We start from the raw sequence: 26,134 nt of genomic DNA on the forward strand, positions 1-26,134 counted from the left end.
TGATTTCCGTTCCAGGCTGCTCGCTTTCCGCGGGGCGTGCGGTGAGCCTCTTGGTGCAAGCACCGGCGGGAGTCTCACCTGTCACGCTAGTCCCGCAGGAGTCTCGCATCTTCCACTTCAATTAACTTTTCATTGAAGATTTTTCAAGCCAAAAAGGGGCTGCCTGAAGGTCAATTTTCGACTTTCTGGACAGCCCCTCATGATGTTGGAAAACTGCTTTTAAGGCAGGTTTCATGATGTTGGAAAACTGCTTTTAAGACAGGTTTCATGTCTTGGAAAACTGCATTTCGGGCAGGTTTTTTGTCAATTTTCTCTCACAAAGGAATCTTGAGGAACCGCAGTGATGAACGGAGAAATCGCTCCACGGGAAAACAGATACAGTTCGTGCATGGCACGGGTACACACCGTATAAAACAGCCTGCGATCACTTTCTTTGCCGTATTGCAAATTTGACGCATTGTATACCAGAACCGCATCGAACTCGATCCCTTTAGCAAGATAAGATGGAATGATCAGCGTATCCTGCTTGAAAGAAAAAGAATCTTTCTTCATGAGTTCTACATGAACCTGGTCTTTCAGGCTTTCGTAAGCTTCCTCACATTCTTTCGCGGTCTTGCATATCACAGCGATCGTCTTTACCTGTTTATCCTGCAGTTTACGGATCGTGCCTGCAATGGCTCGAGTATGGTCCTCTTTCTTTTCGTACTGTTTCAGCACCGGCTTTTCTCCATCACGGTTAAAGGGAATGATGGATTCCTTCTCATTTAGCATTTCCCGTGTAAATTCAACGATCTGTCTTGTGGAACGATAGCTTCGCGTTAAAATAATGCGTTCTGTATGGTCTTTTCCATAACGCTCATACAGCATCTGAAACGCATCACCCGTGGAATGGGCATAAATCGATTGATTGAGATCACCCAAAACGGTCATTTTGCTTCGTGGAAACAGGCGCTGAATGAAGGCAAACTGAAACGGAGAATAGTCCTGTGCCTCATCTATAAATACATGGCGTACTGCCGTATTGGTCTGAAACCCTTCCAGCCGTTCTTTTAAATATAAGTAAGGAGTTGCATCCTCATATAAAAGTTCTCCATTGCTTAATGTTTCAGCAGTCAGCCTGGAGATTTCTTTCCAGCTGCCAGGAAGCAGATACTTCTCCTCCCTCTCCCAGGATAACCCCTCGCCTGTAAACAGCCTCATGTACAGCGCCTTAAGATTAATAAACGTTAAGGACTTGATCCTCTTTTTCAATGGCTTAAATGCTTTGGAAACCACATACGCCGATAACAGTCTCTGCTCCTGTTCAAAATCATTAAACGAATCTTCCGTGTATTGCTTTTTCTTCATTAGTTTTTGATAGAGCCTGACGTACACTTCTTTATCGAGCAGCTGTATTTTTTCTTCCACCCACGGTTCTTTCCGTTCGGTCTTTTCCCGTTTCCTGACCTCACTCACGAGCCATTCGGATACGAGCTTCATGCGGTTCGGAATGGAAACCGAAGAGGAGTAAGAATAGAATTTTTCTTTGATCTGTTCTGCTGAGACCAAGACTCTCCCTCTAAATGAAACAGATTTAAAGAGCATATCCTCATTGCGCAGATGAGTGATATACGCTTCAATCACGTTCATGAAATCAAGCGACGCTTTAAAACGGATGCCCTCCAGCCTGACTTTGTGATCCGGATGGTCTTCCTCAGTAAGTACGGCCTCCATCTGTTCCAACGGATCTTCAAGATCGTAGGAATCACCAAGATGGTGATACACATACTGCTGAAACGTCGTCTGCAGCATATTTTCTTCACCCAGCTCAGGCAAAACGTTTGAGACATAGCTGTTGAACACGTTGTTGGGAGAAAAGAGTACGATCTGGTTGGCCGAAAGTGTTTCTCTGTATCGATATAAGAGGTAAGCGACACGCTGAAGGGCCGCTGACGTTTTTCCGCACCCGGCAGCTCCTTGAACAATCAGAAGGTTCCCCTTCGTATTCCGGATAATTTGGTTCTGTTCTTTTTGGATAGTGGCCACGATACTTTTCATCTGAGGATTAGCCTGCCGGCTCAGTACTTCCTGCAGCAATTCATCGCCAATGGTCACACCCGTATCAAACATGCTCTTGATCTGGGCATTCCGAATGATATATTGCCGTTTCAGCTCCATCTCTCCTGAAACGGTACCTTCTGGCGCCTCGTATTCCGCTCTGCCAAGTGAATGGTCATAGTATAGACTGGAGATGGGCGCCCTCCAGTCATATACTAGAAATTCATCTGCCTTTTCATCATAAAACGAAGCGATTCCGAGATAAATTCGATCTGTCTTGGCATCCTTCACTTCTTTAAAATCTATTCTTCCGAAGTAAGGGGAGTCACTCAGTTTTACAAGGCTTTTTTTCTGGTCTTCAGCGTTTTTATGGCTGCGTTCCAATTCAGACAGCAATTCTGCCTGCTGCTTAATACTGGCTGCGGTTTCTGCTGCCTCATGCGCATCATCAAAATTGACGGTCACATCTTCCCAGAAGTCTTTTCTGATCTGGACCACATCTTCTTTTTTCCCGCCAAGATGCTCCTCAAGAACATTCATTTTCTTTTTTACTTGATCAACAACCGAATTAACGCGTTCCTGTTCTCTTTGCCATTCTGTTTCCCACTGGTTCATAACCCCTCTCCTTTATCTGCAAATTTCCATGCTAAAATTCTTGACAAAACTACCACTTACCTATTATAATAAACTTGGGTAGATTTAATCTTATATTAACAATTTCCGGTAAGTCGCAAACTTCATTTTAGCACACCGGCTGTACGTCAAGCAATGCTTTTTCTAAATAATTGAGTAAATAAAACTGCTAAAGAGCCATGGGAACGTTCCTGGCTCTTTTTTTTGTGTCAACTCCTTTGTTTACCACCTCAGCACCTCTTGTAATCTAGTACCATTTAGGCAATACCTATGGTCCATTGAGTGCCTGAAAGATTATGAATATACTTAATTTGACAAATAAATATAAAAAAATTACAGGAGGGGACGACAATGATAAGGGATAATTTTAAACGCTGGCTTCCGCTGGCCTTGGTAACTGCTGTCGGGCTTGGTGGCCTTTCAACCTCAATGCATGGTGATGCCAAAAACCTTAATACAAAAAAGGAACCGGAAATTAAGAATGTGATCTTTCTGATCGGTGATGGTATGGGGCCTGCGGCTACAACCGCACTGCGCTACTGGAAAGATGATCTGAATACGGTTGAAATGGAGAAAACAGCATTTGACCGCTATTTTGTCGGTAAACAAATGACCTATGCTGATGACCCTGATGAGAACATAACGGATTCAGCTTCTGCTGCCACAGCCATGTCGACTGGGGAAAAAACGTACAATGCAGCCATTGCTGTTGACAATGACAAATCTGAATTGAAGACTGTCCTTGAGGCCGCAAAGGCTCGCGGTAAATCTACCGGACTAGTTGCTACCTCAGAACTTGCCCATGCTACCCCCGCTTCTTTCGGTGCCCATGACCCGAGTCGAAAAAACATGAACGAGATTGCCAGTGACTATTTTGATGAGAAAATTAACCGCAAACATAAAGTGGATGTGCTCCTCGGGGGTGGTTCAGCCAACTTTATCCGTGATGACAGAAACTTGGTGAACGAGTTCAAAAATGCAGGCTTTAGTTATGTTACAACTAAAGAACAGCTTCTTCATAACAAGAACGAACAGATCCTGGGTCTTTTCTCTAAGGGCGGAATGCCTAAAATGATCGACCGCAATCATGACCTCCCTTCCCTGAAAGAGATGACCAACTCTGCGATCCAGAGGCTTGACCGGGATAAAGACGGCTTCTTCCTGATGGTTGAAGGCAGCCAGATCGACTGGGCGGAGCATGATAATGACATCGTCGGAACGATGAGCGAGATGCAGGACTTTGAAAAAGCCTTTCAGGCTGCTGTCCAGTTCGCCAAAAAGGACAAGCATACACTCGTTGTCGCCACAGCAGACCACTCAACCGGTGGTTTATCAATCGGAGCGAACGGCAAATACAACTGGTTCGCTGATCCGGTTAGAGCCTTTAAGCGCACACCTGATTTCCTCGGTGAAACCATTGCATCAGGAGCTGATGTGGAACAAACACTGCAAAAATATATAGATCTTACGTTAACCGAGTCTGAGATCCATAGTGTAAAAGAAGCTGCAAAAACAAAAGATATGGTTAAAATCGATGCTGCCATCGAAAAAATAGCCGATCTCCGTTCCAACACAGGCTGGACAACCACAGGCCATACGGGCGAGGATGTTAACGTTTATGCGTACGGACCAGGCAAGGAGAAGTTCGCCGGGTTAATCAACAATACCGATCAGGCGAAAAACATCTTCAAAATCATTCATACAGGGAAATAAGAAAAGTCCTGTTCAAGTCTGACAAGCGCTGGAACTCTTACGCAGCAACACGCTTTTTGTGTTGAGGTGAAAGAGTGAAGCGACCAAAGACGAATTGTGATTTTTCATTTCGTCCTCCGAGGACTTATGTTGAAAACGGTACTTCCGTTTTCAACCCTGGGCGCTGGAGCTAGACATTACAACCATGGCTTTTCTTTTATTGTTTCGGCTTGTCATAGATGTTAAAGCCGCTTTCACTTGTTCCGCGAAACGTAAAGCCAGCACCGCTGTAGAACCGGTTTAAGCTTTCATTGCTGGCAATGCAGTCCAGGCGGATGACGGATTTTCCGTTAAACGAAATGCCATTCGTTACCCAGTCCAGGATATCTGCTCCCAAATTTTTCCCAGCGGTGTTTCGGTCAATCGCCAGACGGTGAAGGTAGATCGCTTCCTCAAAATCATCTCCCCAAAGCTCAAGATCCCAAGCACTCGCCTTCTGAGGGAGCATGACCACCCCTACCATTTTATTTTCTTTATTTTTAAAAACGAACACGTCTCCGTCTAAAATGGATTGAGCCATTCCATGAACATCTTTACCTTCAAGCAGTTCGCTCCACTGCGTCGATCCTTTGCTCTGCAGCCATTGTGCTGTCCGGACAAGCAATGCCATAACTTCCTCTGTATCCCCTGCAGCAGCCTGGAACGCCCGGACTTCATGATTGACTGCTGGAATTGTAATGTTAAAATTCTTCAAGCTGATCCTCCTCATTCCGCATTCCTTTTTAAATTATCAACTATTCGGTAAAAAAACAACTAAATGACATAGGAAAAGCAGCAGCGCTTTTTAATAAGCACCGCTGCTTTTAGAACATTATCGATGTTTCAATTTATAAATCAGACTGGCGACAAGAGCAGACGGCAGATTAAAAAGGTTGCCCTGCACATGATAATGAAGCTGCTCTTCCTGTACTGGCATTTGATCATACATTTCCTGCTGGCTTAACGAAGTGTTTCGGCTCCGCTCTTTCATCCCGGAAATATAGGAATATTGAATAGGAATCATAATGATAAAATACAGAATGGCAATAGCTCCGAAAAAGATATACGCAGATGTCATGAAACCTCTCCTCTTTTTTCCATATTATAACATCTGTTTCTTTTCAGTACATTTTCTTTTCTTATTGCACGGCTTGTATTGATGGAAGATCGATAAAATTAACTTGGTTTTTACCTGATTTTTTTGAAAGATATAACGCCTGATCTGCCAGCTTCATCACATCTTCAATATCTTCACCGTTCATGGGCCAAACTGCACCGCCAATGCTGCAGCCGATTGTTAAACTGTTTCCATTGAACATAAAACGTTCATTAAGCACACTGATGATCCTGCTCCCGATCCGCTTCCCTTCCTCAATCGGTTCACCTGATGAAGATTCGATGAGAAGAACAAATTCATCTCCTCCCAATCTGGCGACATACTCACCTTTCCTCAGGCTCCGTTTTAACCGTTTTCCTACCTCCTTCAGAAGTTCATCGCCGATATGATGGCCGTATGTATCATTGACATACTTAAAGCCATCTAAATCCATAAACAGAAGAGTGAAATACCCGTCAGCAACCACCCTTGCACTCCGGATAGCCTGTTCAACCTGCAAATAAAGGGAGAGGCGGTTCGGCAGTCCAGTCAATGCATCGTTATGCGCCAGATCTTCCATTCTGCCAAGCTCTGATTCTGTTTCACTTAATGAAGCAACAAGATTTCGAAGGGAAGACGAAAGAACCTCAATGTCCTTTATCCCTCTCACTTGCGGAATCTCTACTCTATTTCCTTTACGAAGTTCATAGGCTGCGTTTGTAATTTGCTGCAGCGGACCTGCAATTTTTCCTGCGAGCAGCCAGCCGGCAATTGCGAACAGCACTGAACAAATACCTCCAAAAAACAAGATAAAGGACTGGAGGTTTTTTGCAGGAATAAATGCAGCATCTTCCGGTTGCCTGACAATGATAGCCCAACCGAGACCTTGATAGTCCAAATGACCCTGTCCCAATGCATAACCGGTTAAATAAGTTTTTCCATCCGGCCATCTCTCAAGGTTCCAATTATTTTTCTTTTGCTGTGCCTGTTTTACACTTTTAAGATGCAATGGTTTTCCAAGCAAATGCTTTGGACCGAGAAGGATCGTGTTCTGTTTGGCGCTGACAATGAAAATTTCTGTACTTCCCCTCTCACTTTTCATGGGCTGCAATACAGTATCCCGGATCTCTCTTGACCACTCCCAGCTCAGGTGTGCGGCCAATACCCCTTTGAAATCGCCGTTTTTCCTATATACAGGTATGCTGATATCCACGAACTGCACCGGCTCACCGGACGGATTAGGAAGCAGCTTTGCCAGAAGAACCGCATCATGGACATCTCCTATGAAAGGAGCCTTTTTCGCTCGCTGGAATACAGGGCGTTCCTCAATGTTTTTACCTTTTAAAATTCCTTGTGTGGATGCGATGACATTGCCTTTTTTATCAGTCAGACCAACCCATGAAAACGAGGGAATGCTGTCATGCAGACGATTTAGCATTTTTTCAATGCTTTCCAGGTGCTTCTGTTCTTTAAGCTGATCGAGTTCACTCAGCACTTTAATCTCACCATAACGCGACCACATAAAGTAATCCAGCTTATCAGCCATCTGATAGGCGTTCTGTGACAGCGTTACTCCAATTTCCTTTTTAAAATCAGCTCCCGACCTCTTGCTGATGGTGATGCTTAAAATGCCCGACAAAATAAAAATCAAAATAGCAATTGTTAGTGCGACTAGTGTTCTTAGCTTAATAGACAACTTGGTTTGCTCACTTTCTACAACAAGTAAAATACTATTCTAATATCGGCAGAAAATCTTTTTGTTGCAGTTTCTTCACGTAATTTCTATGGATTAGCCTACAGCAAATTTGGGCAAAAATGAAACTAAACTGAAGTAGAGCCGTATAGTTAGGAAAGGAGTTGATTTTTCATGTTAAAAAAATTATTGAAATCATTACTTGGCGGAAGCCACAAACGATACAGCAGCAGTGATTATCATAAACATTCATATAAGAAGTTCAGCAGCAGCGACCATGGGAAAAAACATTACGGAAAAAGCCATGGTCATTCTTATTACAAAGGAAAACGCAGAAAAAGCGGCTTCTTCAGCAGCTGATATCCATGATGTTTCATTGGGCAAAGGATCTGTATCGGCTGATCCTAGACCGGCCGCTTAAGCCGGGCACTATCCTATTTGGCCGTTATCGGATCAATAAAATGCTAGGCATGGGGAGTTACGGAATTACTTATACAGCTTTAGATAAGGATTCCGGAAAAACAGTGGCGGTTAAGCAGCTGAGGAAAACAAAGGCTTGGACAAAAGCTGGCCGGCAATTCTTTGAGCGGGAGACCGGAATTCATAAGCAGCTAAAATGTCCTTCCATCCCTTCTGTTCATCAAGCAGGGCAGGATAAGGGCCGGTTCATTGTTATGGATTATGTTTCCGGAAAAACGTTTGAGGATTTAATTTTTGAAGAGGGCATTCGCTATACGGAGGTGGAAGCTCTTGCCGTTTTGAAAGAGGTGCTGATCATTATCAGTTCCTTCCATGAAAAAGGAATCGTTCATCGGGATCTCCGTATTCCCAATATTATTTCGGACCATGGAAAATTGCACATTATCGATTTCGGTCTTGCTTGCAGGCTTTACAGAAAACAAGAACACCATAATCAGCGCAAGACAGTTAATAATCTGATGCGAGAGGTATCTGTCGAAAGTGACTTTTATGCTCTTGGCCACTTTCTCCTGTTTCTGCTCTATTCGAATTATGAACCTGATACAAAGAAAGAAAAAAGCTGGGAGGAAGAGCTTACATTGTCTCCGGAAGTCCACAGACTGATAAGAAGACTGCTTCAGATCGACGAGAGCTTCAGGTCTGCAGTAGAAATCATTGATGAAATAAGCTTTCTGCTGCCCGAAAACAAACATGAAATGAAAACGATATAAATAAAGGAGAACTGGTCTCAGTTCTCCTTTTCTCTCTGTTCACTTTCTTCCAATCCTTGAATAATTTAGTGTGACGTTTAAATGACAGGAGGGTTCATATGCTTCCTCTTTTTGATGATCAGCACCATCATTGCGGATGGCTTGATCATGGGAGAATACTTGATTTATACGGGCGAGTTGCCGTAGCTGTGCCGGCTGTACCAGGGGTCCCTGCCGTTCCTGCTGTTCCTGCGGTGCCTTTCACGACGGCTCCTCATCCTCCCGTGCCATTATCCTTTTCTTCTCCTTATTCATTTCCGCATTATTCATCACCGTACTATTCACCCTACCCATCTCCTTACTCCTACTCCATCTCCTATCCGTTTCCGCCATGGCCGCCATTATCCTTTCCAGGCTGGCTCACTCCCTATTGATTGCTGCTGATTGCAATGAGAGCTCCATTCGCTTTGTTGTTTCGAGTTCTACGATTTCACCCGATGTTACGGGAATGGCACGGCGAAACAGCGGTCCACTGTATACGTAACTGTGGTATTCGCCCGCCTCCCCCATCGGACAGATGCCGGTTTCTTGAATATCGTTTAAGAACGAAGCGTCTATTTCTCTTCCCAGCCACTTCTCTTCAAGATGCGCGTTGGATACTCTAATAATTTTAGCTTTATATCCAGACTCAACGAAATTTTTTAATGCTGAAGGTGCTTCTTCTTTTTTCATCCATAGCGGGTAAACGGCTTCGAGACCCGTTTGTTCGGCAACGTTTTCGCCCCATTGTCTGTGTTCATCCAAATACAGGTCACCGAAAGCCACTCCATCCAATTTGTATTTTTGTTTGAAGGATTTTAGCTCTGATATAAAATTAGCTGTGTATGACTCGAAAGAACACGGAATCCATTCAAGCGGAACGCCGAGTGCATCAGCCTGGGCCTGAATGAGTTCTGTTCTCTCTCCATGTCCAAACGTTCGGCCGATTTCTTTCGGAAGGGTCGTCATTAGACATGCCACTTCTTCTCCTTGTTTCACAAGCTGATCAAGCACCATGCACGCATCCTTTCCTCCACTCCATGAGAGCGCCCATCTTTTAGCCATTATGATTCCTCCTCTATCATTTGGAAAACTATTCCTTAATTAACTGATATCGTATATAATTTGAAAAAAATCTAAAAAGGGGGCTGTCCTGTATGAGTGATTCCTGTTTTATATGCAACAAGCACAAAGGTACGATAAACACAGCCGGAAAAATGATTTTCGAAGATGATTATGTATACATCGGACATATCGATAAAGGCTGCAACCCGGCTTATCTCGGCTATGTCATGATTGATTTAAAGCGCCATGTGCCTACATTGGCTGATATGAACCTGGAAGAAGCAAAGTCTTTTGGGATGGCCATGGCAAGGATCAGCAAAGCCCTCAAAAAAAGCGAAGGAGCCGAACACATTTACGCCCGTGTTTCCGGACATGGTGTTCCTCATCTTCACATGCATCTTACTCCCCGCTATCCCGGGACACCTGAAGAGTACTGGGGGCCACGGGAAGTATTAGACTGGGAGAACGCTCCGTACGGCACCGGAGAAGAAGTCGATGCGGTGTGCGAGAGGCTGAGAGCACATATGGAGATGGATTATGAAACAGTTAATGAATGAAATAAACTGGGTCGGCAGCTCTCATACTTATATTGATCAGCCTGATATCTCTTCCCTTCATCATATCACGGTCGGAAGATATGGTGGAAACTCTCTTTCTGGTGCCAATAAGAATGAAGACGGATGCCTCGTATGGGCTTGCGAAAAGGGAGATTGGGAGTTTGCCGTCATCCTGGATGCCCATTATAGTGCAGTGAGTGCCCAGCTTGTCGTTGAAGAGCTGGAAGCTGAAAAAGAGCGGTTGCTTGAAGCGGTCAGACTTCAGGCACCTGATTGTTTTACAGAGGTGGAGTCACGCATAGTTTCGTTGTTTAAGAGCGCTGAATTTCGCGGGAAGTGCCAAAGGGTAAAAGGTGAAACCGCCTGCCTGATCGCGTTCCGCAAAGAAAATTATGTGTGGTGGCTTTCAATCGGCGATTGCGTGCTCTATCTGTTCCATCCTGAACTTGCGGACTTTAAGCAGTATCAATTGAATCAGCGGAACTTTTATGAGTGGATCGGGAAGGTGAATACGTTTGAATTGCCTGTTCCTAGTTACAGCTCAGGTGTGCGTGAGCTTCGCAAAGGAAAAACCGTACTGCTTCTTGCTACGGATGGGATGATTGAGTGCCCTGATGCTGGTTTTGAGGATGCGGAGAAGGTGTATCGTCAGTTTGCTGATGACAGCATGGTGGAGGAAGGTGTACAGCGGCTTCTGCATTCGGTGGAGACTCATCATTGCCGCGACAGTGCCACATTGATAGCCTGGACAGTACATAACACAGAAGAAGGAAGCGAACCGAGCGACGGTCGCGTTCCGCCAGAGCTGAGAAAAGAATAAAAGAACGTAAAAAACGCGAAAACGCGGTGCCGAATAGTTTGGCATCGCGTTTTTTTATTTCGGGTGTCATATTTCGGGTGTCAGGCACCTTCTTTTGATACTTGTGTAACGCCGGTGCCTGGCACCGTCATTCGGTCCTTGCTCATGAGGAAGACGAACAGGAAGGCAACCGCTGCCGGAATGAGTGCCCACATGAAGGTATGGACGATGGAGCCGGACAAGGCGGCGGTGATCTTTTCCAGTATTGGCGCCGGAATCGCCGCCCTCGCCTGTTCAGAAAGAATCTGTCGGGCATCGCCTGCTCCGCTGCCCGGCATCGTTCCTCCCATTCCTTTAAATGTTTCCTTGAGCAGTGATGCCAGGTCGCTCCTCTGAATCGTACCGAAGATGGTAATTCCGAGCGTCATGCCGAGTGAACGGATAAAGTTGCTCGTTGATGTAGCGGATCCCCTCTGATGCATGCCGAAATTATGGATAGCGGCCATGCTGAGAACCGAGAAGGAGAATCCTACTCCAAGACCGACGACGATCATGTACAGCGTTAGTACCAGTCTGCTTGTATCCGGCGTGATCGTGCTCAATAAAGCAAATCCAGCAATCATGATGACTCCAGAAAGGAACATGATGCTGCGATAACTCATTTTAGAAGTAAGGAAGCCTCCGATCTGTGCTGAAACCACAGAACCCAGCATCATCGGCAGCAGGATCAGCCCTGAGTTGGTCGCTGTTCCACCGTACACGCCTTGAACAAAAATAGGAATATAAACGGTAGCAGCCATGAAAGTAGCACCATAAAAGAACGCGACAACAGTGCTCCCCGCAAACAAGCGGTTCTGAAACATTTTAAAGGAGATGATCGGTTCTTCCGCTTTTCGTTCCACTCCCAGGAACAGCAGGAACAGGATAGTAAAGCCGGCAAACAGACTGATGATCTGCCAAGAGTCCCAATCAAACTTCTGACCGCCGAGCTCCAGCGCAAACATAAGGCAAACAACTGCTCCAATCAGCGTAACAGCTCCGAGCCAGTCAATTTTTTGCTTCGTATGAACGTGTGATTCTTTGTAGAATAAGCCAACGAATACTAACGCAAGGATTCCGAGCGGCAGGTTAATGTAGAAAACCCAATGCCAGCTGATGTTATCGGTGATATAAGCTCCCAAAAGGGGACCGAAAATGCTGGAAAGCCCGAAGACCGCTCCAAACAGTCCGCCCATCTTTCCTCGCTTTTCTGGAGGAAAGATATCAAAAACAATGGTAAACGCTATCGGAATCAAAGCTCCTCCGCCAATCCCCTGAATCGCCCGGTAGATGCCGAGCTGAAGAATGCTGTCGGCCGTTCCGCATAGTGAAGAACCTGCCATAAACAGAATCAGTCCAAAAATAAAGAATCGTTTTCTGCCGTACATATCCGACAGCTTCCCGAAGATCGGCATTCCTGCCATTTCAGCTACCATGTAAGCAGAGACAACCCATACAAAGCTTTCAAGGCCGCCCAGATCACCCACGATCGTTCCCATCGCAGTAACAACAATCGTGTTATCCATCGATGCCATCAGGATGGCAAGCAGCAGCCCCGCTACTACAAATCCTAACCTGCTCCTTTTTTGACTCATTTTAATTCTCCCTATACACGTTTTAATTTTTTCAATCCCTTATTAAACCCGGCCTTATTGTTATATGCCGCCGAATAAGCTTCCTGAACCATTCCTTGTGGTGCCTTTTATTGCGGTTATAGCTGTACCTCTGCTAAACTATTTTTTCGTCACATTCTTCATACACGCTTTTTATACGTTCTCATTGCAAAGACATAAGCCACTATCATAATTCCAACGCACCACGCAAGAGCAATCCATATATCATTACCCACTGGCTGACTTGACAACAACGCACGAATGGATTCCACTATAGAGGTTACCGGCTGATTTTCGGCAAAGGCGCGAACTGCCGACGGCATCGACTTGGTTGGTACAAACGCTGAACTGATAAACGGCAGGAAGATTAGAGGATAGGAAAAGGCGCTTACACCGTCCACCGATTTTGCGGACAGTCCGGCAATCGCCGCGATCCAAGTCAGGGCGAGCGTAAACAGCGCGAGTATACCGGCTACAGCGAGCCATGACAGCACCCCGGCCGATGATTGAAAGCCCATAATGAGCGCTACGAGAATGATTACGACTACAGAAATGGCATTGGATACCAGCGAGGTTAGCACGTGCCCCCACAACACGGTGGAACGTGTAATCGGCATGGAGTGGAACCTCTCAAATATGCCCCTTTGCTTATCTAAAAACAGGCGGTAAGCCGTATAAGATATACCACTCGCAATCGCTATCAGCAATATGCCGGGCATCAGGTAGTTCACATAATTATCCGTACCGGTTTGGATTGCACCGCCAAACACATAGACGAACAGCAGCAATAATGCAATCGGCGTGATGCTGACCGTAATGATGGTGTCCATGCTTCGCAAAATATGGCGCATGGAACGTCCAAGCATAACACCCATGTCGCTGAAAAAATGTGTATTCATTGTTACTTTTCCTCCTTTTTATTGATGATTGCGAGGAAGATCTCTTCCAATGAAGGTTGTTTTTCCACATACTCCACCTTTGCAGGTGGAAATAGCTTTTTCAGTTCCTCAAGCGTGCCGTTGGCAATAATCCTGCCCTCATGCAAAATGGCAATTCTATCTGCAAGCTGTTCAGCCTCCTCCAAATACTGAGTGGTCAAGAATACAGTCGTACCGCTCTCAGCAAGTTCTTTGACTATCTTCCAAACCTCGATGCGCCCCTCGGGGTCTAGCCCGGTAGTCGGTTCGTCGAGGAAAATAATCTGCGGTTTTCCCACAAGGCTCATGGCGATATCGAGCCTGCGGCGCATGCCGCCTGAATAAGTAGACGTCCTGCGATCAGCGGCCTCCAGCAAACTGAACCGTTTTAGCAGCTCATCCGCTACTTGGCGTGGATGTTTAAGGTGCCGCAGTTTGGCAATCATGATCAGATTTTCCCGCCCTGTCAAAACCTCATCCACAGCGGCGAATTGCCCGGTCAGGCTGATTGACTGCCGCACTTCATCGTCCTTTGACACAACCTCGAATCCGTTTACGAAGGCAGTCCCTCCATTAGGTTTCAGCAGCGTGGTGAGGATTTTGACAATCGTTGTCTTACCTGCACCGTTGGAGCCAAGCAGAGCAAAAATATCTCCCTTTTCCACCTCGAAATCTACACTCTTAAGGACCTGAAGCTTCTTGAAGGATTTTTGCAAACCTTTTACTTGAATGGACTTGTTTGGCATATTCTTCTCCTCCTTATATAACAGTAACCTTTGATAAATCTGCTTCCTTGCCTTTTAGCGCTGCATAGGTCAGTTTATCCATCATTGCGCCATCAAAACAGATGGATTTAATAGCACGGTAATATTTCTTAGACAAGGTAATCCTCGAAATGAAAGACACATTTTTGAGTGTTGCGCCTCTAAACGAAACTTCTTTTATCGCTGCCTTTTCAAGGGTTCCCATACCCGCTTTTGACGGAGAAGCAGTTTCATTCATATTCCTCCTGGCTCCTGGCGACTGCCTTCAAATTTTTATCCTCTTAATCTATTTTCCGGTGTTCTTTAACCGACGATCCAGATAGAGCCTTAAACTCTTCATAGTACTCAACCAATCCAATTTCACAGCCAGAACCGATCCGTACGAATTTCCCCCGCACCACATCAGCCGTTGTATTTTCCAGAAAGATATCATCACCTTCAATGGTCTTAGCTTCAAGATATCCTTCATTTTTCATGAAAGGCAGGAAGGCGCCTTTCTTTTGGACACGAATTGTTTCTCCGCCCATCTCTTGAACATGGCTCGTGCTGTACCTCAGCTTGACGTCAATAACATCTGCATTCAACAGGCCCGAAACCTCAAAAAGGCCGCTTGATACAAATTCCTCCGCTTCAAGATCCCCTTTAACAACTATACTGCCCTTGAGGTCCACCTTATCCCCGGTAAATCTTCCGGCAACCTCCACCGTTCCTAGGATCTTTGTGTTTTCGATCTTTGCTGATTCTCCGATTGAAAGCGTTCCAAGTACTTTCATGTTTCGCGCGTCCAAATTCTTTTTCACTTCGGTCTCGCCAAAAATTTCAAAAACCTCCGCTTTGGCGTTCCCGGACACCTCACTCGATCCGTATGTTTTAAAAAGGGCACATTCAAAATCGTCAGTAATGGTTCCCTCTCCCATAATTTTCACTTTATTGTACAAGCCTCCCGATGCGCTTCCTGAACCGTTCATCATAAGGTTATTTGCTTTCGCCATTGTAATCCTCATTCCGTTTGTGGTTATATTTTTTTGATTTCTCTTACCTTTGCGTTATCATCCTGATGGAGTGTCCCTTGGTATTCAACCAAATCAATTTCGCAATCAGGGCCGATCGTAACATTGTTCCCCCGAACGACATCCGCCTTTGTGCTTTCAAGCTCAAGGTCATCGCCTTCAATTAATTTTACTGTCAGCTTGACAGGGAAAAAGGCTTTGAAAAGATGAAAGAAACGCCCCTTTTTTCCTTTTACTTTAATGGACTGGCCACCCATTTCGGTTACAGAGCTATCACCGTAAAGTCTGATATCAATATGATCCGCACTCAAGAGGCCTCCGATGGTAAACTGGCCGTCCGCTTTAAAGGTTTCAGCTTCACAATCGTTTGCAATTGTTGCTTTTCCATTGATCTTGATTTCATCGGCTTTAAGGCTGCCCCCAATTTTTCCTGAACCTGATAATTTCATTTTGTTGGTTAGGCTGACGCTATCGGACACTGAGCCGTGCCCTTCAATGGCAAAATCGTTTCCCTCCACTGCACCTTTAACTTTTCCGCTTCCGCTGATTTTTGCATCTTGCATTTTTAAATGACCATATACAGTTCCCGACCCATTGCACTCAAACCGGACACATTCAATACTGCCGTTCACAATGCCTCTGCCATTCAGTTTGACCTGCTCGAAATGTCCGCCATTCGATGATCCGTATCCATTGATGGTGAGATTTCCTTTGATCCCGCTTTGCATAATCATCCTCCATTACAAATTTGTTTTTAGCTCTTCTACACAGCTCGTTACGGAAAGCCTAACTGTCACTTTTGATCCCTGGTCAACCATTATACTTTCTGCTCCTGACAGCAGCAGGCATGAAGTAACGCCAAGCTTTCGGATAAACAAAAGTTCGTATTTGCTCTTGCTGAGTGAACCTCGGGCTTCCTTAAGAACTTGAAGGAGCATCTTTCCTTCGTCGAGACTGATGTCTCCGGAAGTCAGCAGCTTATCTAAGATAAACACTTCCAGCAGTTCATCAAACTGAAACTGCTCGATATTTCCATTTTCATTCAAATACAGATCAAGGACCGCTTTCGAAACAATGTTTCGCTGCAGCAGTTCTTCTTTAGTGATTTTGGTTTCCGTTTTTACGGAAGGTGAGAACCGTTCTGCAAGTTCATCGAGCGAAAGCGTTTCCTTCATCGATTGAATCTTGTCGATCCGTTCCAGCACTTTATCCTTCGGGAAGAATGTTTCTTGCCCTGTAAACGTTGATTTACGCACAAACCACTCTTCAGGAATGAGGTTTTTCCTTTTCCAGCGGTACAGCTGTCCATAAGAAATTCCAGCCAAATCCAACAGGTCTTTTTTTGATATCAGTTCATTGATCAAGTTACCGGCTCCTTTCTCTTCTGATATCAATGTAACATAACACTGTTACGTTTGTAAATACAGTATATGTAAATTTATTTTATTGGTGCCAGGCACCGGCTTTTGACACTTGTGTAATCGCAGTGCCTGGCACCAAAAACAACAAAAAGCGGCAGAACATGATATTCTGCCGCTACCCTATTTTTTCATTAAGTTACAAGCGTTCTTTAGCTTCCTGCTGCTTTGTTTTGCTCAAGAGCGGCTGGCTTGATCTGGATCTTTCTTCGGCCATCTTTTTCTTCTGGCACATCCAGCGTTGAAAGATTCCAGTGACCGGGCAGTGCCCCCTCCAGCTCTTTTACATCTTCCGCATTGATTTTCAGTGAAAAAACTCCTTCTTCACTGACATCAAATTCATGGCCATCCTTGAAACCAAAGCATATCTTCAAATAGTTCCTCAATCCATTGATCGTCAGGAATTTAAATTCGTAGCCATGATAGATCGCTACTTTTACTTCTTCTTCATGCTGTTCAGCATACGAAAACATGTACTCCCAATCCAAGTTTTCTCCCGCTGGCCGTAAGGCTTTCACATCTTTTTCTTTCAGTGCGCGAAACAGTGTTTCGTTATCCAGCCCGGCTGCTCTGGAAAGTTCTATTCTTAGACCAGCAGGCATCGGCAGCCTGGATATTGTTTTTTTCAATGTGATACCCCCTACTAGAAATAATTTATGAATGCAGACCGTCTTTAAAATATTCGGCTAACGTTTGCTGAAGCGTACCTTTAGTTGCCGCGTGCTCATCAAACGAAACATCCAAATGAATCATTTTCCTGACGAGTTCCGCACGCAGACCCGTAATGACCGCCTCACATCCCATCAATGAAACGCCGCTCAGTACTCTTTGAAAATGGTGGATCACATCAATATCCATATCTGTAATGGCTGATAGATCCATAATTAACGTTCGTATTTTTAAATTCGAAATGTCCGTTAATACTTTTTCTTCAATGGTATGCACACGGTATACATCAATAACCCCGATTAAAGGAAGAACCGCTATATGAGGATTGATCGGTATAATAGGAACCGATAAATGCTCAACCATTTTTCGCTGAGCGTTGATTAATTCATCTTTATAAGCCGAATAGCTTATGAAAAAACTATTAAGAAATTTATCGATGCCGTCATTGATCCGCTTCTCCATCTGAAAAAACGTTTCTCTATAGTCTGAAATGCTGAGTCCATATGTGTTCTGTTGATCATATTCAAACAGATAGTGCCACAGCGTCCTTCTAATTGCATGTACCCACTCCAGTTTAAGAGTAAGGGTTAAAGAATGCTTTGCCCAAGCCACCCCCTCTTGCTGAGCAAAGGAAGTAAGTTCAGTTTCTTTCCTTTCCACGACATACGTTACCAGCTTCTCAGCGTTTTTCAAAAGATCAATATTTCCTGATTGTAAAATATCATTTATTTTCGCTGCGACTTCTACAGCCTCGGATAACAGCTTATTTTGAAAATCTTCTCTGTGCAGGATGATAAAGTCAGTAATCTTCTTTTGCTCATACTGTTCCATTAGTATTTTCTCCTTCCAAGGATAAGAAATGTTCTCTTTTCTCATTCTTGTAATATAAAAGTATTCCCTTTATTTTTGGGGCATCCTTGCAAAAATTGTCTAAACGAAGAGGTGTCGCCTAAACATTTAAAAAGCTGGTCCGGCTTGTCGTTTTTGCCTGTGCGGAACCAGCTCTCGTTCTCTTTCTATTTTATTACAGCAGCCTCTTCTTTCTTTGCTGCTTCCTTCAAAAAGGTCAATGATGCAGCTCCCAATGTATTGGCCGCAACGAGCATGGCTCTTTCATCAATGTTAAATTTCGGGTGATGATGAGGGTACGTTTCACTCTTGCTTTCATCCTGTGCACCTGTATAGAAGAACGTTCCCTTCACATGCTCCAGAAAATAGGCGAAGTCCTCGCCGCCCATTTGCGGCTCACCTTCAACAACCTTTGTAACGCCAGGAACATCCTTTGCAATCCTTGCTATAAAATCAGTTTCTTCTTTATGGTTGACGACTGGTGGATATCCGCGCTTGTAGGACAGGCTATAGCCCGCATCAGCAGACATGCACGTTCCTTTCACAACTCGTTCAATTTCCCGCTCCATCAATGCCCTGACATCTTCTTTAAACGTACGGACAGTGCCTGTAATTTTAGCTGTATCCGCAATAACGTTAAAGGCGTTGATCGCTTCAAAAGCGCCAACTGACAGGACGGCTGCCTCCAGCGGATTGACACGGCGGCTGACAAGCTGCTGCAGGTTCATAACAAGCTGTGAACCTATTACCACCGCATCTTTTGTAAGGTGAGGCTGTGCACCGTGGCCTCCTTTTCCTTGGATAACAATATCAAACTTATCGGCCGCTGCCATAAAAGGACCTATCCGGTGTTCAATGCAGCCGAACGGTGCAACCGCCCAAAGATGGGTGCCAAAAATAACGTCTACGCCATCCAGGCAACCATCCTCAATCATGGCAATCGCCCCTCCAGGAGCAAGTTCTTCCGCATGCTGATGGATAAAAACGAGCGTTCCTTCGAGCTCATCCTTCAGGCTGTTCAGCACTTTAGCCAGGACAAGCAATGTGGCAGTATGACCGTCATGTCCGCAGGCATGCATGACACCATCGACTTTCGATTTGTATTCCACATCATTTTCTTCTTGAATCGGCAGTGCATCAAAATCCGCACGAAGAGCTACCGTTTTGCCAGGCTTGCCGCCGCGAAGCACAGCAACGACTCCTCTTCCCCCGACATTTCTGCGTACTTCGTGTCCCAACGCTTCATGATAGGCTGCGATATATTTCGGTGTTTCTACTTCTTCAAACGAAAGCTCGGGATTTTCATGCAGATGCCGGCGGATCTTCACCATTTCTGGATACAATTCTTTTAATCGGTCATATAATTTTTCCACTTCTGCTCATCTCCCGTTATTTTTTTATCCAGTGAATCAATCACGACTTCAATAGCGTTCAGCAGTGTTTCCTTTGGCCATCCGGAAATGGACCGGTCGTTCACAGCCAGCTCATAGGACGGAGGAACATGAATGAAGCCAGCAGGTATATCGAGTTTTGATTTTTCCAAGTGATGCAGCATACTGTACATGACATTATTACAAAGGTAGGCACCTGCAGTATTCGATAGTTCTGCAGGAATACCTCTTTTATTTAAAATTTTCGCAAATTTTCTGACGGGAAGAGTCGAAAAAATGGCCGCTGGTCCTCCATCGATAATCGGCATGTCAGACATCTCTTCTCCGCTATTATCGATTGGCCCGTCATTCACATTGATGGCCACCCGCTCAGGGGTAATCCGATTGCGGCCAACGGCCAGCCCGAGCATGATAACCGCATCGGGCTGCAGTTCTTCATAATGGGAAATCAGCTCGTTAGCAGACCTTCCGTACTCCACAGGGAGCACCCGCCCTTTTACCTCATATCCTCCAATGACTTTGCCGTTTAGCTCGGTTGCAATAAATTCTGTCGGATTAAAAGGATGATCCAGGAATGGCTCAAACCCGGTCAGCAGCATTTTTTTCAAGAATCGCCCCCCCCCTTATTCTCAAGCTCTTCCAGCTGTTGGTCAAACCAGCTCACGATATACTGAAGCCGCGCAACCCTTAATCCAGGATCGCCATTTCGTGAAAGGTTATGATCAGCCTTTGGAAAACGGACAAACTTCACCTTTTTGTCCTGCTGTTTTAAAGCGATAAACAGCTGTTCTGCCTGCTCGATCGGGCAGCGGTAATCCTCTTCGCCATGCAGGATGAGAAGCGGCGTATCCATCCTGCTGCTCAGCCGCAAGGGCGAGTGCTGCCACAGTTTTTCAGGGTCCTCAAAAAGATGGTACCCGACCTCCCATTTCGTAAAATAAAATCCAATATCGCTGACTCCGTAAAAACTCAGCCAGTTGGAGATGGACCGCTGGGTAACAGCAGCTTTAAACCGGGATGTGCGGCCGATGATCCAGTTCGTCATAAAGCCTCCGTAGCTTCCTCCAGTAACGACAAGCTGTTCCATATCCACAAAATCATAATGTGATAAAACATAATCTACAGCAGCCATCAGATCACGGTAATCTCCGCCGCCGTAATCCCCCATGCATGCTTTGACAAACTGCTGGCCGTAGCCGTAGCTGCCGCGCGGATTGCTGTAAAGGACCACATAGCCGGATGCTGCCAGCATCTGCAGCTCATGGAAGAACGTATTGCCGTACATCCCATGCGGGCCGCCATGGATTTCCAGCACGAGGGGGTATTTTTTTCCTTCTTCAAATCCGGGAGGCTTCAAAAGCCAGCTCTGAACCGAATTGCCTTCATCATTTGTAAATCTGAATTCCTCTGGATGTGATAGAACGATTTCGGATAGTACCTCACTGTTTACATCTGTCAGCCTTACTTCTTCGGCTAAATTGGACAGAGAAGCATAAAATAAATCCCCCGGGATGACCGGTGAGCTTGCAGCAAAGATTGCATAGCCATTTTCTGAATCAACCGCGCACCCATACAGATGACAGTCTTGATTTGTGATCTGCGAAACCTCTCCTTCAAGCGTGGCATAGTGCAGCGAAGAGTTTCCGTTTAAAGTGGCGATAAAATAAAGTCCCTTCCTATCCTTTGACCAGGCAGCCTTTGGTGCTGCGTGTCCGTAGTGCATATCGCCGATCACAGCGTCACCGGCATGTTCATCAAAATTCTTGGTCAAACATACCGTTACGCTGCTATCCAGATGTACAGCATGCAAATTACCGAGGGTCGCGCTGCCATGCTCAAATGTTTGGCCGAAATAGGCCAGGTATTCGCCATCTGCCGACCATACCGGATCAGTAAATGCTCCGGTTCCATGGCTGACGATTTTTTCTTCCCCTCCCAGCTGCTGGATCACCAGATCAGATGCATAAGAAACCGTATCTTCATTTGCCCTGCTCTTACTGTAAGCAATCTTATCGCCGTCTGGTGACCAAGCCGCACCAAAATGGTCGTTCGGCCCTGATGTCAGCTGTGTTTCGTTTCTTGTCTCCCTATCGATAAGAAAGAGCTGAGAATACTCGCCTTTCAGCATGCCTCTTCCGTCTGCTTTGTACTGAAGCTCAGTTACTTCCAGCGGCCGCAGCCTGTTCTCTCCATCCGTCTCTTTCTTCACGGTGATCGCCGCAAGCAAAGACTTTCCATCTGGAGACCAAACCGGGCTAGAAGCACCGCCCTCATTTGAAGTCAGCTGCTCGGCTTCCCCGCCTTCTGCAGAAATCAGCCAAATCTGGTTCTTGCCGCTTCGGTCTGAAACAAATGATAGCAGCTTACCGTCAGGCGACCATCTTGGACTGGTATCATTGTGGCTTCCTCTCGTCCATTGAACAGTAGCCCCTGAACTCAATGTGCAAATATAAAGATGAGATTCATAGTTTTTATCTTTATTGATCCTTTTTACGGTATAGGCAACCTTTTCCCCGTCCGGAGACACTTGAGGGTCGCTTACAAATTTGAGCCTGTATAAATCTTCTGCACTTATTCCAGGTAACATGTGAGTTTCCTTCTTTCTATTAAAATGCTAATAAACTAAGATTAACAGTAGAATGGAGCAAACACTTAATCCCGTGCCAATACCTAATAAGAAGATTGCCGGATTTGACAACGTCCTCTCTTTTATTGAAGCTGCCATTTCTTTCTCTGCTGCACTCACCGCATAGTGTTTGCGGAAAAACACTGGGTTAGCTGCTCTGACTACTTTTGTCAGCAGATGTAGAAAACCTGTTCCTGATATGATTGCGCCTACACCGCCCACCAAAAATAATAGCCCCAGTAAAAATGATTGATTTATAGCTTCTATACCTTTTATATCAAACAGCAGCATGTATGCCTTCCAGGCTCCTGCAGATAAAAGTCCTGCAGCTAAAAACCTCATGTATAAACACCTCCATCGAAGCAAAAGAGGAGGAGTCTGCCAATGGGGCAGACTGTCCTCCATTCTGTTTATTCAGACACTTTTTCTGCCCAACGGACATACGGATAACGGTTAATTGGATAGACAATTCCTTTAAACTTCTTGGAAGTTAAATAGTTATTAGAGTAATAGTATACCGGAAGAAAAGGAAGGTCTTTCATAAGTTCATCTTCTGCCTGATGAAGCAGTTCCATTCGTTTTCCTTCATTCTGTTCTGTTTTGGATTGTGCGAGAAGCTGATCATATTTTGGATTGACCCAGTTTGTTCTGTTGTTCGGGCTGTCTCCTAGATAGTAATCAAGAATTGGTGTCGGATCCACGTAGATGCCGATCCAACCCATACGCGCCATCTGGAAGTTCTTTTGTTTTGTAGTGTCCAAGTATGTTTTCCATTCCTGGTTTGTTAATTTCACATCGACGCCCAAGTTCTTTTTCAGCATTTCCTGAACTGCTTCGGCAATCTTCTTATGGCTTTCGAGGGTGTTGTAGGTCAGCTCAGTTTCAGGGAACTTGCTCCATCCTTCTTCCTTCATCGCTTCTTTTATCAGCTGTTTCGCCTTTTTCACATCTTCTTTAAAATACTGCTCTTTTTCTTTTCTAAAGTCTTTGCCGTTTACTTCTGCTCCATATGGCACAAAGCCCATAGCCGGTTTTTCTCCAGCTTGCGTGATCTTGTCTGTAATCATTTTTCTGTCGATCGCCAGGTTGAAGGCTTCACGCACTTTTTGGTTGTTAAATGGTTCTTTGTCGATATTGAACATGTACATGTACGTTCCGAAATAAGGTGTTACTTTGTACTCCTTATTATCTTTTTCCTGTGCGATCACATCGGATGGAAGGGTTTGAATCAGGTCGAGTTCACCTGATTTGTACATTTGATAATAGGTTGTGGCATCATTCACCATCTTCCACGTCACCTTTTCCATCTTCACATCGTCTTTTCCATAATAATTCTTGTTCTTCTCAATGACTACGGATCGGTTATGCTTCCATTCTGTTAGTTTGTAAGGTCCGTTGCTCACATAATCTTTTGCTTCTCCTGCCCAGTTTTTATTTCCTTCCGCTGAATCTTTTTTCACAGGGTAATACACCCAGAAAGAAAGAAGCTTTTCAAGGAATCCAGTTGGTGCCGCGAGCTCAACCTTGAGGGTCTTGTCGTCTAGAGCTTTTACCCCTACATCATCCACAGAGCCTTTGCCCTTGTTATACGCTTCAGCTCCTTTTATGTAATACATATAAAAAGCAAAAGAGCTGCCTGTTTTAGGATTCAGCACATGCTTCCACGCGTATTCAAAATCACCGGCAGTTACAGGATCTCCATCAGACCACTTCGCATCATCACGGAGTTTGAAAGTATAGACTTTTTTATCGGATGATACTTTTACGTCCTTCGCCAGGCCTTTGACCGAATCACCGCTTTTGTTTTTCATGTACAGCCCTTCGTATAAATGATCAAGAATCCACCCGGAAGTCGTATCTGTCGCAAGTGCAGGATCAAGAGAAGGCGGCTCACTCAGAGCGTTTAACGTGATTTCCTGCTTCACGCCTTCAGTAGATGAGGTTTTGCTTCCGCCAGAGCAGGCAGAGAGCACTGACATAACAAGCATAAAAACCAGCAGACCAGTAAACCGCTTTTTCAATGTTTTCGTCATAATCCTATACCCCCATTTTTTAGTATAAATGACAAGCTGTCCAATGCTTTGGCCTTACTTCCTTCCATTCCGGGACCGCACTCGCGCATACATCCATCACATGCGGGCAGCGGGTCCTGAACCGGCATCCGGATGGAGGAGAGATCGGGCTCGGCGGGTCGCCTTTTAAAATAATTCTTTCCCTTCTCGATCCTTTTGCTGTTGAAGGTACAGGAATCGCCGAGAGGAGCGCCTGTGTATAAGGGTGCAGCGGCTCACTGAATAAGTCACCGCTGTCCGCCAGTTCCATAAAGCCGCCCAGGTACATCACGCCGATCCTGTCGCTGATATGCTTCACCATTCCAAGATCATGAGCTATAAAGAGAAAGGTAAGCCCCATGTCCCGCTGCAAATCATCCATCAGATTAACGACCTGGGCCTGAATGGATACATCAAGAGCGGAGATTGGCTCATCAGCTACAATAAATTTTGGTTCTACCGCTAATGCCCGGGCAATTCCTATACGCTGGCGCTGCCCGCCGCTGAATTCGTGCGGGTAACGTTTCGCATGATCAGCCTGGAGCCCAACCCTCTCAAGTAGGCTGTAGATGCGCTCCATCCGTTCCTTCCCTGACGCAAGCCGGTGGGCGTCAATTCCTTCACCGATAATGTCGCCCACCTCCATTCTTGGATTGAGGGAAGCATGAGGATCCTGAAAGATCATTTGGACAATACGGTTGTAGTTCTTCTTTTCCTTTTTGTTTAGATGCCGGACGTCCTTTCCTTCAAAGAGCATCCTTCCGCCTGTCGCTTCATTGAGGCCGACAATCGTTCTTCCGAGCGTTGATTTCCCGCTTCCGCTTTCCCCGACAAGACCCAGTGTCTCTCCTTTTCTCACAGAAAAGGTAACTTCATCTACTGCTTTTAACGACTGGTTTCCGACCTTGAAATATTTTTTCAGGTTTTCCACTTCCAGCATGGCCTGTGTCATGATTCATTCCTCCCTGCCGCGGCAAACTCGGCCACTTTTGGCGCCCGCGGATCATTCAGCCAGCATCTGGAATGATGTCCCCTCTCCGCTTCAAAAGGAGCTGGCATTTCCTCCACACATATTTCCATCGCGTAGTCGCATCTTGCCGCAAACGGACATCCGGGAGGCGGCGCATATAGATCCGGCGGTGTGCCTTCAATGGGAATCAGCCGTTCTTTTTCCACGGTTTCATAGTTTGGCAGAGAGTTCAGCAGACCAAGGGTATACGGATGTTTAGGATTTTCTAAAATATTTTCGGCCGTCCCGCTCTCCACTACAATCCCTGCATACATGACAATTACCTTTTGAGCCATCTCTGCAACTACCCCCAGGTCATGGGTAATGAGCATAATGGATGTGCCGAACCCCTGCTGGAGGTCCTTCATTAAATCTAAAATTTGAGCCTGGATCGTCACATCAAGTGCGGTCGTAGGTTCATCAGCAATGAGCAATTTCGGATCACACGCCAGTGCGATGGCGATCAGTACGCGCTGTCTCATGCCGCCGCTTAGCTCATGCGGATACTGTTCATAGCGGGCCTCCGGATTCGGAATCCCCACCAGCTTTAACAGTTCAAGTGCCCTGGCTTTCACTTTTCTTTTGTCCAACCCTTTATGCTTAATAATTCCTTCCGCAATCTGGGGGCCGATCTTCATCGTCGGATTCAGGGACGTCATCGGATCCTGAAACACCATACTGATTTGCGAGCCTTTCAGCTGCTTCATCTCTTTGGATGAAAGTTTTAATAGATCTTTTCCTTCAAAAAAAATGGAGCCTTCCTTTATGCTGCATCCCCTTTTGGGAAGGAGTTTCATGATCGCCTGTGCAGTAACTGACTTTCCGCATCCGCTCTCTCCGACGACGGCCAAAACCTCGCCTTGCTCAATTCCAAAGCTTACTCCCCTGACTGCCTGAACTTCGCCTCCATGGGAGCGAAACGAAACTTTTAACTTCTCGACTTCTAATAACTGTCCCAT

Annotated in this window: 26 protein-coding genes and 1 pseudogene; 6 read left to right on the top strand and 21 right to left on the bottom strand. The window is 45.4% G+C overall.

Annotated features, from left to right (window positions below; genetic code table 11):
* Positions 1-303 precede the first annotated feature (303 nt).
* The gene (helD, locus tag M1K46_RS14155) at positions 304-2,652 is read right to left on the bottom strand and encodes an RNA polymerase recycling motor HelD (RefSeq protein ID WP_256226471.1); all 2,349 of its coding nucleotides are present in this window, start codon (positions 2,650-2,652) and stop codon (positions 304-306) included.
* 369 nt (positions 2,653-3,021) lie between these two features.
* On the opposite strand from helD, the gene M1K46_RS14160 reads away from it, so the two are divergent.
* Entirely contained in the window at positions 3,022-4,383 is a 1,362-nt protein-coding gene (locus M1K46_RS14160) for an alkaline phosphatase (protein ID WP_305585348.1), read from the top strand.
* Between the two features lie 196 nt (positions 4,384-4,579).
* Here the strand turns inward: M1K46_RS14160 and M1K46_RS14165 are convergent, their stop codons facing one another.
* From M1K46_RS14165 to M1K46_RS14175, 3 genes are all read right to left on the bottom strand, one after another.
* The gene (locus tag M1K46_RS14165; RefSeq protein WP_256226472.1) at positions 4,580-5,116 is read right to left on the bottom strand and encodes a GNAT family N-acetyltransferase; all 537 of its coding nucleotides are present in this window, start codon (positions 5,114-5,116) and stop codon (positions 4,580-4,582) included.
* 117 nt (positions 5,117-5,233) lie between these two features.
* On the bottom strand, positions 5,234-5,479 hold the full coding sequence (locus tag M1K46_RS14170) for a DUF3949 domain-containing protein (RefSeq protein WP_053355338.1): 246 nt from the start codon (positions 5,477-5,479) through the stop codon (positions 5,234-5,236).
* A gap of 61 nt (positions 5,480-5,540) precedes the next feature.
* A complete protein-coding gene (locus M1K46_RS14175; protein WP_256226473.1) occupies positions 5,541-7,193 on the bottom strand; it encodes a diguanylate cyclase domain-containing protein in 1,653 nt (550 codons plus the stop codon).
* A gap of 171 nt (positions 7,194-7,364) precedes the next feature.
* Between M1K46_RS14175 and M1K46_RS14180 the strand changes: the two genes are divergently transcribed.
* The 3 genes from M1K46_RS14180 (at position 7,365) to M1K46_RS14190 (ending at position 8,793) form a co-directional block, all read left to right on the top strand.
* Positions 7,365-7,550: a hypothetical protein gene (locus tag M1K46_RS14180; protein ID WP_053355340.1), complete on the top strand. Its 186-nt coding sequence runs from the start codon at positions 7,365-7,367 to the stop codon at positions 7,548-7,550.
* 5 nt (positions 7,551-7,555) lie between these two features.
* On the top strand, positions 7,556-8,380 hold the full coding sequence (locus M1K46_RS14185; protein WP_256226474.1) for a serine/threonine protein kinase: 825 nt from the start codon (positions 7,556-7,558) through the stop codon (positions 8,378-8,380).
* A gap of 98 nt (positions 8,381-8,478) precedes the next feature.
* Positions 8,479-8,793 carry a hypothetical protein gene (locus M1K46_RS14190; protein ID WP_053355341.1) on the top strand — a complete coding sequence of 105 codons (315 nt, stop codon included), beginning with the start codon at positions 8,479-8,481 and terminating at the stop codon, positions 8,791-8,793.
* Here the strand turns inward: M1K46_RS14190 and M1K46_RS14195 are convergent.
* A complete protein-coding gene (locus tag M1K46_RS14195) occupies positions 8,780-9,463 on the bottom strand; it encodes a diphthine--ammonia ligase (protein ID WP_256226476.1) in 684 nt (227 codons plus the stop codon). The genes M1K46_RS14190 and M1K46_RS14195 overlap by 14 nt on opposite strands.
* Positions 9,464-9,555: 92 nt before the next feature.
* Between M1K46_RS14195 and M1K46_RS14200 the strand changes: the two genes are divergently transcribed.
* On the top strand, positions 9,556-10,020 hold the full coding sequence (locus M1K46_RS14200) for an HIT family protein (RefSeq protein ID WP_256226477.1): 465 nt from the start codon (positions 9,556-9,558) through the stop codon (positions 10,018-10,020).
* Positions 10,001-10,840, top strand: coding sequence for a protein phosphatase 2C domain-containing protein (locus tag M1K46_RS14205; protein WP_256226478.1), 840 nt, complete (start codon positions 10,001-10,003; stop codon positions 10,838-10,840). The genes M1K46_RS14200 and M1K46_RS14205 overlap by 20 nt, the downstream gene beginning before the upstream one ends.
* Positions 10,841-10,920: 80 nt before the next feature.
* Here M1K46_RS14205 and M1K46_RS14210 read toward each other — a convergent pair whose 3' ends face one another.
* From M1K46_RS14210 to M1K46_RS14285, 16 genes and pseudogenes are all read right to left on the bottom strand, one after another.
* Positions 10,921-12,453 (bottom strand): MDR family MFS transporter, encoded by a 1,533-nt coding sequence (locus M1K46_RS14210; protein ID WP_256226479.1) that lies wholly within the window; start codon positions 12,451-12,453, stop codon positions 10,921-10,923.
* A 158-nt stretch (positions 12,454-12,611) separates the two neighbouring features.
* Positions 12,612-13,370, bottom strand: a complete 759-nt coding sequence (locus M1K46_RS14215) for an ABC transporter permease (protein WP_256226480.1) — start codon at positions 13,368-13,370, stop codon at positions 12,612-12,614.
* A gap of 2 nt (positions 13,371-13,372) precedes the next feature.
* Complete coding sequence (locus tag M1K46_RS14220; protein WP_256226481.1) at positions 13,373-14,134, bottom strand: ABC transporter ATP-binding protein; 762 nt, start codon at positions 14,132-14,134, stop codon at positions 13,373-13,375.
* 13 nt (positions 14,135-14,147) lie between these two features.
* A pseudogene (locus tag M1K46_RS14225) lies at positions 14,148-14,345 on the bottom strand (pentapeptide repeat-containing protein); the annotation flags it as partial.
* Positions 14,346-14,433: 88 nt separating this feature from the next.
* Positions 14,434-15,144 (bottom strand): cytoplasmic protein, encoded by a 711-nt coding sequence (locus tag M1K46_RS14230; protein WP_256226483.1) that lies wholly within the window; start codon positions 15,142-15,144, stop codon positions 14,434-14,436.
* A 23-nt stretch (positions 15,145-15,167) separates the two neighbouring features.
* On the bottom strand, positions 15,168-15,890 hold the full coding sequence (locus M1K46_RS14235; RefSeq protein WP_256226484.1) for a polymer-forming cytoskeletal protein: 723 nt from the start codon (positions 15,888-15,890) through the stop codon (positions 15,168-15,170).
* Between the two features lie 12 nt (positions 15,891-15,902).
* On the bottom strand, positions 15,903-16,526 hold the full coding sequence (locus M1K46_RS14240; RefSeq protein WP_091007195.1) for a YhbD family protein: 624 nt from the start codon (positions 16,524-16,526) through the stop codon (positions 15,903-15,905).
* A gap of 206 nt (positions 16,527-16,732) precedes the next feature.
* Positions 16,733-17,209: a hypothetical protein gene (locus M1K46_RS14245; RefSeq protein ID WP_256226486.1), complete on the bottom strand. Its 477-nt coding sequence runs from the start codon at positions 17,207-17,209 to the stop codon at positions 16,733-16,735.
* A gap of 25 nt (positions 17,210-17,234) precedes the next feature.
* Positions 17,235-18,080: an STAS domain-containing protein gene (locus tag M1K46_RS14250; protein WP_053355350.1), complete on the bottom strand. Its 846-nt coding sequence runs from the start codon at positions 18,078-18,080 to the stop codon at positions 17,235-17,237.
* 185 nt (positions 18,081-18,265) lie between these two features.
* The gene (locus M1K46_RS14255) at positions 18,266-19,471 is read right to left on the bottom strand and encodes a M20 family metallopeptidase (RefSeq protein WP_309144590.1); all 1,206 of its coding nucleotides are present in this window, start codon (positions 19,469-19,471) and stop codon (positions 18,266-18,268) included.
* A complete protein-coding gene (locus M1K46_RS14260) occupies positions 19,447-20,088 on the bottom strand; it encodes a pyroglutamyl-peptidase I (protein WP_309144592.1) in 642 nt (213 codons plus the stop codon). The genes M1K46_RS14255 and M1K46_RS14260 overlap by 25 nt, the downstream gene beginning before the upstream one ends.
* 5 nt (positions 20,089-20,093) lie before the next feature.
* Positions 20,094-22,076, bottom strand: a complete 1,983-nt coding sequence (locus M1K46_RS14265; protein ID WP_256226488.1) for a S9 family peptidase — start codon at positions 22,074-22,076, stop codon at positions 20,094-20,096.
* 27 nt (positions 22,077-22,103) lie between these two features.
* Positions 22,104-22,457, bottom strand: coding sequence for a DUF3899 domain-containing protein (locus tag M1K46_RS14270; RefSeq protein ID WP_256226489.1), 354 nt, complete (start codon positions 22,455-22,457; stop codon positions 22,104-22,106).
* Between the two features lie 68 nt (positions 22,458-22,525).
* Positions 22,526-24,136, bottom strand: coding sequence for a peptide ABC transporter substrate-binding protein (locus M1K46_RS14275; RefSeq protein ID WP_375162210.1), 1,611 nt, complete (start codon positions 24,134-24,136; stop codon positions 22,526-22,528).
* A gap of 31 nt (positions 24,137-24,167) precedes the next feature.
* Positions 24,168-25,118 (bottom strand): ABC transporter ATP-binding protein, encoded by a 951-nt coding sequence (locus M1K46_RS14280; protein ID WP_256226491.1) that lies wholly within the window; start codon positions 25,116-25,118, stop codon positions 24,168-24,170.
* On the bottom strand, positions 25,115-26,134 hold the full coding sequence (locus M1K46_RS14285; RefSeq protein WP_091007213.1) for an ABC transporter ATP-binding protein: 1,020 nt from the start codon (positions 26,132-26,134) through the stop codon (positions 25,115-25,117). The genes M1K46_RS14280 and M1K46_RS14285 overlap by 4 nt, the downstream gene beginning before the upstream one ends.

The sequence above is a fragment of the Fictibacillus sp. WQ 8-8 genome (genome assembly GCF_024494405.1).
Lineage (GTDB): Bacteria > Bacillota > Bacilli > Bacillales > Fictibacillaceae > Fictibacillus_C > Fictibacillus_C marinisediminis.

Coding starts and splice junctions, on each gene's coding strand:
- M1K46_RS14190 (WP_053355341.1), top strand. CDS start 8,479: ATGCTTCCTCTTTTTGATGATCAGCACCATCATTGCGGATGGCTTGAT.
- helD (WP_256226471.1), bottom strand. CDS start 2,652: ATGAACCAGTGGGAAACAGAATGGCAAAGAGAACAGGAACGCGTTAAT.
- M1K46_RS14260 (WP_309144592.1), bottom strand. CDS start 20,088: ATGCTGCTGACCGGGTTTGAGCCATTCCTGGATCATCCTTTTAATCCG.
- M1K46_RS14265 (WP_256226488.1), bottom strand. CDS start 22,076: ATGTTACCTGGAATAAGTGCAGAAGATTTATACAGGCTCAAATTTGTA.
- M1K46_RS14270 (WP_256226489.1), bottom strand. CDS start 22,457: ATGAGGTTTTTAGCTGCAGGACTTTTATCTGCAGGAGCCTGGAAGGCA.
- M1K46_RS14220 (WP_256226481.1), bottom strand. CDS start 14,134: ATGCCAAACAAGTCCATTCAAGTAAAAGGTTTGCAAAAATCCTTCAAG.
- M1K46_RS14280 (WP_256226491.1), bottom strand. CDS start 25,118: ATGACACAGGCCATGCTGGAAGTGGAAAACCTGAAAAAATATTTCAAG.
- M1K46_RS14210 (WP_256226479.1), bottom strand. CDS start 12,453: ATGAGTCAAAAAAGGAGCAGGTTAGGATTTGTAGTAGCGGGGCTGCTG.
- M1K46_RS14160 (WP_305585348.1), top strand. CDS start 3,022: ATGATAAGGGATAATTTTAAACGCTGGCTTCCGCTGGCCTTGGTAACT.
- M1K46_RS14205 (WP_256226478.1), top strand. CDS start 10,001: ATGAAACAGTTAATGAATGAAATAAACTGGGTCGGCAGCTCTCATACT.
- M1K46_RS14230 (WP_256226483.1), bottom strand. CDS start 15,144: ATGGCGAAAGCAAATAACCTTATGATGAACGGTTCAGGAAGCGCATCG.
- M1K46_RS14235 (WP_256226484.1), bottom strand. CDS start 15,890: ATGCAAAGCGGGATCAAAGGAAATCTCACCATCAATGGATACGGATCA.
- M1K46_RS14195 (WP_256226476.1), bottom strand. CDS start 9,463: ATGGCTAAAAGATGGGCGCTCTCATGGAGTGGAGGAAAGGATGCGTGC.
- M1K46_RS14285 (WP_091007213.1), bottom strand. CDS start 26,134: ATGGGACAGTTATTAGAAGTCGAGAAGTTAAAAGTTTCGTTTCGCTCC.
- M1K46_RS14200 (WP_256226477.1), top strand. CDS start 9,556: ATGAGTGATTCCTGTTTTATATGCAACAAGCACAAAGGTACGATAAAC.
- M1K46_RS14180 (WP_053355340.1), top strand. CDS start 7,365: ATGTTAAAAAAATTATTGAAATCATTACTTGGCGGAAGCCACAAACGA.
- M1K46_RS14185 (WP_256226474.1), top strand. CDS start 7,556: ATGATGTTTCATTGGGCAAAGGATCTGTATCGGCTGATCCTAGACCGG.
- M1K46_RS14215 (WP_256226480.1), bottom strand. CDS start 13,370: ATGAATACACATTTTTTCAGCGACATGGGTGTTATGCTTGGACGTTCC.
- M1K46_RS14250 (WP_053355350.1), bottom strand. CDS start 18,080: ATGGAACAGTATGAGCAAAAGAAGATTACTGACTTTATCATCCTGCAC.
- M1K46_RS14170 (WP_053355338.1), bottom strand. CDS start 5,479: ATGACATCTGCGTATATCTTTTTCGGAGCTATTGCCATTCTGTATTTT.